This window comes from Mycoplasmopsis agassizii, from assembly GCF_002276225.1.
In the GTDB taxonomy this organism is placed as follows: domain Bacteria; phylum Bacillota_I; class Bacilli_A; order Mycoplasmatales; family Metamycoplasmataceae; genus Mycoplasmopsis_B; species Mycoplasmopsis_B agassizii_A.
Genome location: NZ_NQNY01000011.1, coordinates 36,463 through 48,926 on the forward strand (window position 1 = coordinate 36,463; position 12,464 = coordinate 48,926).

Consider the following 12,464-nt stretch of genomic DNA (forward strand, 5'->3'; position numbering starts at 1 on the left):
TATTTTTTCCTTTTTTCTAATTTTCTAACCAATAAGTTAATCCTGTCTTCTTAACAATGTTTTCTTCAAGGTTTGCAGGAACATTTTCGATTATCATATTGGTGTGATTTAAGTTGTTTAAATAGTTTAAATAACTTAAATATAAGTAGTTTTTTTCATTGCTAATATTCATACCAATTTCTTTAGCAATTACTAGAAAATTGGGTTTTACATTCATTACAAAATCAAATATTCTTTCGTTAATAGAATGTAATTTAACTCCTAAACGAACGTTAAAGTTATTACTTTTTAAAAACTTTTCGACTGGATCAATCATATCAATATCAATTATATTAATAATATAAGCAACTTGCGTATTTTTTAAATTATGACCAATTGATAAAAAAGTTTCATCACGAATATCTATAAAAATACGGCGTGTTTCTTTGTAATTTTCTTCAACAAAACTGACAAAAAAATCATTGATTAAATTTTTATAATAAATACTTTTTGTAATGTTTTCTACTTCAGATTTTTCAACATTTTTGATCTTATATTTTGCATAAGTATTTGATAAAACTTTATTAGTTCCATACTCACGAATTCTTTTAAGATCATAATCAAAACTAGATAACTCGCGCATGATATTTACGACATTACTTTTGAAAATTTCATACTCTGTAAAATCAATAGTATCAATTTCAAATCAATATGTTTCTTTGTCAACTTTACTTTCAGTTAAAGCATATCTCATTCTTAATTCAAGGTTTTCTAAATCATCTACAAACTTAACATTTTTCATTTCAACAACAGCAAGATGACTGTAAAAATTTTTTAAAAATCAGCCATTATTTTCTGATTTAATTGCTTGCAAAATTCCATGAATATGTTTCTTAACTAACTTCAAATTTTGATCATTAACCATGATAAAAACAAGGTCATTTTTTAAAAGTATGTAAGTCTTTTTACGATGGTAGAGTGAATTTAATTTTTTAATCAAATATTTTAAGTTATCTCTTTTACCAGCCTTAATTTCTAGTCCAATAAAACTTTTAAAAGTACCTCTAATATTTAAAATTTGATTTCATTCTAAAATCTCATCACGATAATCTGTCTGTTGAGAAACTAAATCTTTTGATCATTTAAAGTTAGCAATAATCTTATTATCTTCTGCTTGTCTGAAAATAATTCTGATACTATTTTTTTTATTAAAAGAGAACCAATTAAGCACTTTTAGGGGCTTTTCAGATGTTTGGCGATTGTCAATAAAAATTTGCTGAGTAGTTTTTTGATTCTCATTTCAGTTATTTAAAATGTCTTTTATTTTAGTTTTAATTTCATCATTAAAATTTGCTCTAGCAAAAAAAGCTTCATAAGCTATTCAGTATCCTTTTGAAAATTTATCCTTTTCATTTCCGTTTTCAAATGAACCAAAATTAAAAGGATCAAAAGTCATTTTTGAAACACGTTTATTATGAAGATCAAAAACTAGGTTACTTACACCATAAATTTTTGAGTTATAAATTCACTCTACATTTAAAAAAGTTAGTAATATGAAAAGTGCTACAAAACATAAAACAACGATCAAAATAATAAAGGATTGAAGCATTATTTTTGCCTCGGAATTAATCTAATTGCTTCGTGATTTTTCTTAATAACTTTTAGCCCTTCTTTTTGAAAGACAACAACAATATCATCTTTATTTTTAATGTCAACAATTTCACCTTCACCAAAACTTCTGTGGGTAACATGATCACCAATTACTCAAATTTTTTCTTTTAAATTATGATCTAATTCTTGACCTAAAGAATCTAAATTCATAATATGTTTTTCAAGATCAATATTCATTTCTTTAATAAATCTTGAAGGTATCTTTTGCTTGTGAGTTGTTAAATCAACACCTCTTGCGTTTGAGATATATAAGCGCTCTTTTGCTCTTGTAATTGCAACATAAGCAAGTCTTCTTTCCTCTTCAATTTTGTCTTCATCTTCATTACCATTTTCATCTTGTGTTCTTGAATAAAAAGGGAACGTAGTATCTGACATAGACATTAAAAATACGTTTTCAAATTCCAGTCCTTTTGAATTATGAACTGTCATTAATGAAACATAATTATTACCTTTATTAACTTCTTCATTTTCACTAAATAAGGTTACATATTCAAACCAATCTTTTAGTGTTGCATCAGGATTTTCGTTTTGTCATTTATCTGCAGCACTATAAAGTTCGTTAATAATTTGAATTGCATCATCTTCATCTTGAGTGTGTTTTTCAAGGTGATTATAAAAGTCAATATTGATTAAAAAGTTTTCTAAAATATAAGAAATTTTTGCTTTGCTTCCTTCGTTAGCAAAGATTTTTTTGAACTTAGCAATTTCCTTTAAAAAGGCTAATAAGGATTTTCTTTCCTTCGCAGAAATTTTTAATTTGCTATAGTTTTGTAAAAGATACTTATAAATTCCATTAGTTTTTTCTAAATCACTTGCATCGATAATCTTTTTCAGTGAATCAGGAGTTACTCTTTGCACAGGTAAATTAATAACATTTTCAAAAGCAATGTTACTTGTATCATATAAAACTCTTAAAAATCACATAACTTGTTTTACGATCGGTTGCTCGTAGAATTTAACACCACCATACACAATATGGTTGATGTTTTCTAAAACAAGTTGTTGTTCAAGTGCTCTAATTAAATAGTTAGAGCGATAAAGAATAGCAATGTTTTTTAATTGAATTTTTTGCTTTTTAAGTTCATTTATTTTTGAAACTATTCAGCGAGCTTCAGCTTCAGAACTAAAAGCGTGATTAAATTCAATTTCATGGCCACCTGCTTTACTTGTAAATAAGTTTTTGTCAAAACGTAACTTATTTTTTGAAATTAAGCTATTAGCTGCTTCCAAAATTTTCTCGTTAGAACGATAATTCTCAGTTAGCATGATAGTTGTTAAATTAGGGTAATCTTGATCAAAGTTTAAAAACAACTTAACATCAGCACCTCGCCATGAATAAATGGTTTGATCAGAATCACCCACTACTGTAACATTAGATTTTTTACTAATGATTTCTAAGATACCGTATTGAATAATATTGATATCTTGAAATTCATCAACTAATACATATTTAAATTTATCTTGTCATTCTTCAGCAATTTGCGGGTAAAAGACTAATAAGCGGTGAGTTAAAATTAGTAGATCTTCTAAATCTAAAATATTATGATTTTTTAAATAAGCATTATAAGCAGCAATTATTTTTTGAATTGCCACTTCTTCTTCAGGAGTTAAACGAATTCCACTAAGTAGTTGTGAATCAAAAAAATCATTTAATTTGTCATGAGAAATTGCTCTAATAGCAAACTTATAACTGATTAAGGTTTCATCGATATTCAGCCTTTTGTAGATTCTTTTCATGATTTCAAGTGTTTCGATATCATCTAGAATTGTGAAATCATTTTTAATTTTAATTAAATGACTGTCTTTTCTTAGAATCTTTGTACACAAAGTATAAAAAGTTTCCACGTAAACTTTTTTAACTAATTTACCAAGGTGTCGTTGCAAACGACGTCGCATGGCGATTGCTGCTTTATTTGTAAAAGTAATTGCTAAAATACTTTCTGGAGCAACATCCATTCTTGTAATTAGATATGAAATCTTACGAGTTAAAACTTTTGTTTTACCTGTTCCAGCACCTGCAATAATTCTTAGCGAATTAGAGTTATGCAGCACAGCAATTTTTTGTTGTGGATTTAAATCATCAATTAAAGAATCAATTTTCTTTTCCTCGTTATTAGACATTTTCATTTCCTTCCCAAATAATTTTTTTGTGTTGATGAAAAATTATTTTTAATTCTTTCGAACTAACTTCAATGACCTTTTTGTTAGTGTAAAGTGTGCTTTTGTGAATGCGATCAACGATTGAAATTTTCGATATTGAAAACATTGATGTCATAATATTTATAAATGAAAAAATAATTATGACACCTGCAAAACCTGATGGTAATGCATATAAAACTTGTTCTCAATAAGTTTGTTCGACTTTATTTTTGACCTTGTTAGCAAGGTCTGGAGATACTGCTGCCATCAAAACGATGAACGTAAATATAATAGCTCCACTTAGCATTGCTTGTCGTTTTACTAATTTTTTATAAGTGATTGAATCACCTTCAAAAGTTCTAAAACTTAAGTTCCAAATTCACAAAGATAATGTTCTATTTTTAAAGATTAAAGGAACTATATAAAAGTAAATAAATAATTCAATAATTGAAGTTGCTAAAAAAATATAATAGCTATTAAATTCAATTAAATCATTTTCAATCTTAATTATAAAACTTAGCAGTCAAATTACTAATGCATTAAAACCAACGTCAATTACAAAAACACCTAATCTTAAAAAATAGTTTGCTTTTTTATACATTTATTATTGTAACTTTTCAAAAATATCTTTTCAATCTTTTTTACTTGTTCTTTTTTTCATCAGTGCAATTTCTAATAAATTATTTTTTAAATATTTATTATTTTGAAATTCTAAAAATTTTTGTTTTGCAAAAAATTTGTCAATTTCAATTTCAATTTTTTCTGAAATACTTTGTTTGCTTGCGGCAATTTTTTTCAAGTATGATGACTTCAAAATTTCAGAAACTAATGCAGGTAAAAAGACAACAAAAAAGTAATGTTTAGCATATTCAATTTCTGATGTAAATTGACTTTTTACTTTTTCATTTTCTTCAATTAATTTTCACTCTTTTATAAAGTTATTTAAGCTAAATGTTTTTTCAGAATGAACAAGGTATTTTCTAAAATTTAAATTTAAATATAAATATGTTTTTGCATTAATTAAAAGGTTGTATAAAAGTGAAATTGAATACTTTGAATTAGACAATAAAACCTGTGAAGAATCTATTGATTTAAATAGTTCTTTTTTAAAAACTTTATTAAAAATAATTGGATAGGAAAGTGCGATAAATGCAGGGGTTTCGTCAGTTTTATAAACTTTATTTGGTGCTATTCTTTGCCTTGGATATCAGTCAATTTTACGATCTCAAAAAGGCTGAAATTCAATTACATCCGCATCATTTTTATTAAGCACATCAACCAGTTTGTTTAAGTCAGTTTCTCCAGTAACAGTTGATACACTTACAAAAGAAACATACTCGCCTTTTGCGTACCTAATGGCATCAAAATAATTTCTTCCTGTGCCATTTCTTTTCTTATGAAAAACGAGTTGTATCTGATCAGAATAGACCTTCTTAATTTCATAAATTTTTTGATAATCTTCAGGGTATAAATCATCAATCATAAAAATAAATTCAACATCTTTATTTATTGATTTTTTTAAGTTATCAAAAATATTTAAATGGTAATTTTTATAAAAGGAAACAATAATAGATAATTTCATAATTACATTTTTAAAGTGTTTGGAGTTCTTGGAAAAGGAAGAACATCACGAATATTTTCCATGCCTGTTATATACATAACTAAACGTTCTAATCCTAAACCAAATCCTGCACTTGATTTATAACCATACTTTCTAAGGTCAACATATCATTGAAGAGATTCTAAACTGATATTTAATTCCTTGATTCTTTGAAGAAGTTTTTCATAACGATCTTCACGTTGTGATCCACCAATAATTTCACCTATTCCAGGCACTAATAAATCAAAGGCTGCAACTGTTTCATTATCATCATTTTGATACATATAAAATGCTTTAAATGATTTAGGATAATTGATTATTCCAACTGGTCCTTTAAAATATTCTTCTGCTAAATATCTTTCGTGTTCAGTTGATAAATCTGTTCCAAATTTGATGTCATTATTTTCAAATTGTTTGTCTGCTTTTTGCAAAATTTTAATTGCTTTTTTATATTCAATAACTTGCAATTTATTTGCAATTAAATGGTTTAATCTTTCAACTAAATTTACATTATTTACTTTCTGAAGAAATTCTAATTCAGCTTGATTTTTACTTAAAACTCTTTTAACAATAAACCTTAACATGTCGTCTGCTAATTTAATATTGTCATCTAAATTATTAAAACTCACCTCAGGTTCTATCATTCAAAATTCAGCAGCATGTTTTGTCGTGTTTGATTTCTCAGCTCTAAAAGTAGGAGCAAATGTGTAAGACTTTTTCATTCCTAGAGCATATGCTTCAGCATGTAGTTGACCAGAAACTGATAAATAAGGTGTTGAATTTGAACCAAAAAATTCTTCTTCTCTACCATCATCTAGTTTTCACATTTCACCAGCACCTTCGCCATCTGTACCAGTAATAATAGGTGATGCAACCAAGGTAAAACCTTCACCTTGAAAAAATTCATGAATTGCAAATGAGATAGTTGATCGTACTAATGTTACTGCCCTTAAAGTGTTAGTTCTATGCCGAATATGAGGAATACTTCTTAGAAATTCCAAAGAAGTTTCCTTCTTTTGAATTGGATAATCTTCATCAGATTTGGCAACTAGTTTAATTTGCTCAACTTCTAATTCACCAACTTGTTTAGCACTAGGTGTATATTTAAAATCTCCAATAACTTCAAGAGCTGACCCCAAGCTTCAACTTTCAACTTCTTCTAAGTTAATTGATTCTGAGTTTTTTACTACTAACTGCAGACTTTCCACGGTTGACCCATCGTTTAACTCGATAAATCTAACCTTGTTATTTCCACGGTTATTAGCAATTCAACCTTTTAATAAAAATTTTCGACCATCATTTTCAGCCGCTAGCATTAAGATATTTTTAATCATCTGTTTCACTTTCACTATTGTTTATTTTTTAATTATATCAAAAATAACCTATTTAAAATAGGCTAATTATTTTAAGTAGTTTTAGTTCTTAATTTCTGCAAAAGGATTACGTTTTCTCTCGACACGATCACGTGCTTTGCTAATGCCATCACGATATTGCTGCTTATATTGCATTTCAGCAATAAAAGTCGAACGAGTACGACTTTGTGATGAATATTCAGTCACCATATTAAGGGGGTAAGTTATGTAAGCTTTTTTTCTTGCTCTAGTTAAAGCAACATAAGCAAGACGCCTTTCTTCTTCTAGGTGTTTAATATCATAGGTGGGATTTTTAAAACCGTTTGAATAGTTTGGAATAGGAAATGAATGCTGAGCAAAGTTAACTATGAAAACATAGTCAAATTCAAGCCCTTTTGCACCATGCACTGTCATCATTTTAACTTTTTGCTTGTTTTGTTCGATTTCACTAACTGGTTCAAAAGAAACACTTAAATCATCTAGGTATTCTTGTAATGTCTTATCAGGATTTTGTTCTTGAAAAAGGTTGATGCTATCGAAAAATTCTCTAATATTTTCATCAACTGTTTCGGAGTAAAAGTTTTTTCGTTCAGCAACTGAAGTTAGATAACCTATTTCGTTTAAATATTCTTTAAGAATAAAAGATCAAGGTACTGCTTTATCTTGAAAAGCATGAGATGCTTTGCGAATAGCTTCGAACAAATTTTTAATGCTGTTTTTTGCATTGGCTCTTCAACTAAGTTCATCTAGATCATTAAGCAAAGTATCAAAAATACTTTGTTCTTTATCGCTTGCTAGTTTTTCTAGTTCAGCAATTGAAACAGCACCAATACCACGTGGTGGCGTGTTTAAAATTTCTGTTCAAAGAAAATCATTCTTAGTGTTTTCGTTGTTTAAAATTTTTGTTAATAGAATGATTTCCTTGATTTCTTTTCTCTCATAAAAACCTACTCCACTAAGAACTTGGTAGTCAACTTTTTTAGTTCGTAGGGCATCTTCAAAAGGTCTAGAACTGCGATGTTGGCGATAAAAAACAACTATTTCGCTAGGATCAACACCTTGTTTTAATAAATCCTGAATTTCATCAGCAACAAAATTACTTTCTAAAAATGGATTGTTAAATCCTTTTGTGATTAAAGATTCACCTTGTTCATTATTTGTAAAAAGGCTTTTTTCAAAACGGTTTAAGTTTTTAGAAATTAAAGCGTTTGAATGTTCAAGAATAACTTTGGTTGAACGATAGTTTTGATTCATAACTATCGTTTTCATATTGGGAAAATCTTTTTCAAGATTTAAGATGATATCCATTTTTGCACCCCTTCAGGTGTAAATAGTTTGGTCTGGATCGCCAACAATTGTTAGTAAAGAAAATCTTGAAAGATACTTGACAATTCGATATTGAATTTCATCAGTATCTTGAAATTCATCAACTAAAATTGCCTTATATCTTTTTGCTCATTTAATTCTAATCGCTTCATAATCTCTCAAAATCTGATAAGTATAAAAAAGCATTAAGTCATAATCTAATAAGGCAAACTCTTTCAATTTTTTCTTAAATGCTTGATAAATTTCTTCCCTGGTTCTGACATAACCACTAGTTAATTGAATTAATTGTTTGTCTAAAAATTCTTCTTCACGGCGTTTTTTAATATGTGCTTTGACTGAAGCAAATTCAATTACATCTCCAACATTTAATTCCTTCATAACTTTTTTTAGTAATGAATTAAAATCACTTTCACTTAAGATATCAAAGTTTTTGCTAATTCCTAAAACTTCAATTTCTTGTTTAAGAAAAATTAAGCATCATTTATGATAAGTGGAAATTGACATGTCACTTTTATTTTGCAACATGTCTTCAATTCTTTCTTTCATTTCTCTAGCAGCTTTTTTAGTAAAAGTCATTGCTAAAATTTCAGATTCTCTGAAATTTAATTCATCTAAAAGATAAACTATTTTTGTTGTTAAGGTTCTAGTTTTTCCTGAACCTGCACCTGATATTAAACGCAAAGGACCATTGTTATATAAGACTGCTTCAAGTTGTTTTTCATTAAGTGATTTTAAATATTGTTTCATATATTTAATTATAAACTCTTTTTTTAATCTTCTTGTTTTTTGTTTGGAAATGTTTATTGATGAATTAATTTTCAAATAATACTTTTTTAAAAATCAAATTTTTAGTTTGTATTTAATGATTGATTTTAATTAGCAATAAATTAATTTTGATGAAGATAAAAATTAAAAAAATTAATTCAAAAATATAATACATGTACCAGTTTTTGCATTAATAATTTAATCATTAAAAAATTGATTATGCTCTAATTTCATACAATCAAAATTGAATCATTTAGTTAACTAAAAACATAATCATCTTATCTATAAATGAAACTAAAATTGACGAAAAAAATATTTTATTTTACAGATCTTTTTTAAATTTGAATTACTTAAAACATTAATTTAATTAATAAATTTAAATCTGTTTTTTTCTAAAAATAGATTTAAAAATTTTTTGATTTTTGAATCTGAATTCAAAAAATAAGACACGTATTTATTTTGAAAAACAAAAACTAGGTTTTAAAAACCTAGCTTAAATTGATATCTTATTATTTTTTCTTGATGGCTTTTTAATTAGTTCAAAAGATGTAATTTGTTCTGACTTAATTTTCTTAAATAATTTTTTTCTAATTAATTTATATACTTCTAAAATTGGGAAAATACTAATTCCAAAAAAGAAAGAAATAAGGACTAAATTAGTGTTTTCAAAAAAGTCTTTTGGCATGTGAAATAGTTGTGCTAAATTAGAAACACCTACAGCAATTAATAGCATTATAAAACTAAATAAAACAGATGATAAGACTATATATGAATCTCTCAGTTTCACCTTAAACAAACTATCTTCACTAATTAAATTTAAACTGTTGAAAACTGCTGCAATACCTACAACTAAGAATCCAACTGCTGAACCATAATAATTCATTAAGTGGCCCATAACTGCATTTGGTGATAATGAATTATCAACATTATTTAATGTTACTAAATAAAGATATTGCACTGGATCATTTTCTGCTAATGATTTAATATATTCAATTCCTAGTGCATATCCTAGAAGTGCTAAAAAAGAAATTATTAATGATTGTCAAATTAAATCTATTCCCATTCTTCTTGCAAAAATTGATTCAAATTTAGAATAAGGTCGCACATCCATAACATAATTTTTGGATTCTTGAAGACCTAGAGCAACTGCAGGAAAGCCATGCGTTAACAAGTTAATTCAAAGTAATTGTGCTGCACTAAACACTGCAAAATCGGCACCTTTAAGATATTCTCCATAAACTAAAGTAAAAATAATCATTCCTAAAAATGCAACAATTAATTCAACTAATGATGTTGTAATTAAGTTCTGAATTACTCGTTTAATTTTTAAATAAATTTTGCGACCATTATCAACTGCTTTGACAATTGTTGCAAAATTATCGTCAACAATAATCATGTCTGCTGCATCTTTTGAAACTTCCGTTCCTGTAATTCCCATGGCAGTTCCAACATCAGCAGCTTTTAATGCAGGAGCATCATTAACTCCATCACCTGTCATTGCAACAACTTGATCAAGTTCTTGTCAAGCTTTAACAATTCTAATTTTATCACTAGGATTAACACGCGCATAAACACTAATTTTAATTAACTTTTCTTTTAATTCTTGATCACTTAATTTTGCTAATTGTTCACCACTTAAAGCAATATCACCATCTTGAAAAATTTTTAATTCTTTAGCAATTGCAACTGCAGTATCAACATGATCACCTGTGATCATGATTGTTTTAATACCTGCATTAATTGTTTCTTGAATAGCAATTTTTGCTTCTTCTCGTGGTGGATCGATCATTGCAACTAGTCCTAAAAATTGCAAGTCATTTTCTATAAATTCGTGATTAAAATTATTTGCTAAATCTTTCTCTGAAATAACTTTTTGAGCAATTGCAAGTGTGCGATATGCTTTGTCATTGTATGACTTAATAGTACTTTTAATTTCATTAACTTTAGCACTATTTAAATTGCTACAACAATTTAATAAAACATCAGGAGCACCTTTTGTAATTGCATAAATTTGACCATCAATTTTATTTATAACAGTCATTAATTTACGGTCACTATCAAAAGGTAAACTTGCTAATCTAGGACTCTTATTTAGCAAATCATCTTTTTCAATTTTATACTTATGCGCAAAACCTAAAATGCTTGTTTCGGTTGGATCTCCAATTAAATTTTCTGATCCATCTTTTAAAATTTCATAACTAGCATCTGTACATAAAACAGACTTTTTAATTAAGTCATTTTCTGCTTCACGTTTTAAGGTAGATGTTGATTTATTTTCAAGTGTAAATAAATTAACTAAGGTCATTTTATTTTGAGTTAAAGTACCAGTTTTATCACTACAAATAATTGCTAAATTACCTAGCGTTTCAACTATATTTAATTCTTTAATAATGGCGTTTTTATGAGCCATGTTTTTCATGCCTAAAGTTTGAATAATAGTTGTAAAAGTTATTAAACCTTCAGGTATAGCAGCAACTGCTAATGAAATTCCACCTACCAAAGCAGTTGATCAAGAACTGCTAACATTTTCAACGCCTAGTAAAAGAATTGCAATAATAAAATAAGCAACAAATAAAGTTAAACCACTTATAAAAAAGATTTTACCTAACTTATCTAATTTAATTTCAAGAGGTGATTTTAATTTTTTCTCTTGATTAACCATTTGTGAAATTTTTCCAATTTCACTGTTATCGCCGATAGCATCAACGATTGCTTTTCCAGTTCCGTTGATAACACTTGTAGCACTAAAAACTCTGTTTAATTGTTCACCTAAAATTTCACTTTTGATTTTAACTGGATCAGCATTTTTTTCGATCGCTAAAGATTCACCTGTTAAGATTGATTCATTAATTCTAAGTTGTGATGCTTCAACAATTTGAGCATCAGCAGCAATTTTTTCGCCACTTTCAAAAACTATTAAGTCGCCAATTACTAATTCTTCACTATCAATCAGTTGCAATTTAGAATCACGGATAACTCTAACTTGACTCTGGCTAAGTTTGGATAAACTTTTAACAGCCTTATTAGCTTTGAGCGTTTGAAATGTTCCAATTAAGGCATTAACAATGATTACAAAAATAATGATAAAGGTTTCAAAAAAACCTACATGCACAGATGTTTGGTCAAAACCATTTTTTACTCCATTATCAATTGTTAAACCTAAACTAATGATTGCAGCAGCAAACAATAAAATTGTCATTAAGTCAAATAAATTTTTCAGAAAAATTTGAAAAGCATTTTTTTGTTTTTTCTCAGCCAATTTATTTGAACCATATTTATTACGAGACTCAATAACTTCTTGAGAAGTTAGCCCCGTGTTTAAAAAGTCGTTCTTCATATTTTAAAATTTTACGGTATAAAAGCGATTTTGAAAATATTTATTGAAGAGATGTTTTTTAAGTTTTTTAAAAAGTTTTTGAGATAAGAAAATAAGAATTGCTTTATAAAAATCCAGACAAATATTATAATTCGGAAAAATATAAATTATTTTTGATGTATTCATTGATATTATTAAAAGTATGAACGAAGTTAGCAAATTAGTGAAAGAAATAAATACAAGCGAAATTGAATACAAAAAAATTGGTGACTTAATTGATAGTGTAGGTTCTGCAAGATATAGAGTGAAAACAACC

The 12,464-nt window shown here is 27.3% G+C and carries 7 protein-coding genes; all 7 read right to left on the minus strand.

All coding sequences use genetic code 4. From position 1 onward, the window contains the following. Window positions 1–16: 16 nt before the first annotated feature. Complete coding sequence (locus tag CJJ23_RS03495) at window positions 17–1,588, minus strand: MHO_4530 family protein (protein ID WP_095334978.1); 1,572 nt, start codon at window positions 1,586–1,588, stop codon at window positions 17–19. Continuing rightward, entirely contained in the window at window positions 1,588–3,771 is a 2,184-nt protein-coding gene (locus CJJ23_RS03500; RefSeq protein ID WP_180738025.1) for an ATP-dependent helicase, read from the minus strand. The genes CJJ23_RS03495 and CJJ23_RS03500 overlap by 1 nt, the downstream gene beginning before the upstream one ends. Further along, complete coding sequence (locus CJJ23_RS03505; protein WP_095334980.1) at window positions 3,764–4,390, minus strand: RDD family protein; 627 nt, start codon at window positions 4,388–4,390, stop codon at window positions 3,764–3,766. Before CJJ23_RS03505 ends, CJJ23_RS03500 begins: the two co-directional genes overlap by 8 nt. A 3-nt stretch (window positions 4,391–4,393) precedes the next feature. Beyond that, window positions 4,394–5,371, minus strand: a complete 978-nt coding sequence (locus CJJ23_RS03510; RefSeq protein ID WP_095334981.1) for a glycosyltransferase — start codon at window positions 5,369–5,371, stop codon at window positions 4,394–4,396. A gap of 2 nt (window positions 5,372–5,373) precedes the next feature. Next, entirely contained in the window at window positions 5,374–6,723 is a 1,350-nt protein-coding gene (gene asnS / locus CJJ23_RS03515; protein WP_095334982.1) for an asparagine--tRNA ligase, read from the minus strand. Window positions 6,724–6,804: 81 nt separating this feature from the next. Further along, the gene (locus CJJ23_RS03520) at window positions 6,805–8,814 is read right to left on the minus strand and encodes an ATP-dependent helicase (RefSeq protein WP_095334983.1); all 2,010 of its coding nucleotides are present in this window, start codon (window positions 8,812–8,814) and stop codon (window positions 6,805–6,807) included. Window positions 8,815–9,325: 511 nt separating this feature from the next. Then, window positions 9,326–12,169: a cation-translocating P-type ATPase gene (locus CJJ23_RS03525; RefSeq protein WP_095334984.1), complete on the minus strand. Its 2,844-nt coding sequence runs from the start codon at window positions 12,167–12,169 to the stop codon at window positions 9,326–9,328. Window positions 12,170–12,464 lie beyond the last annotated feature (295 nt).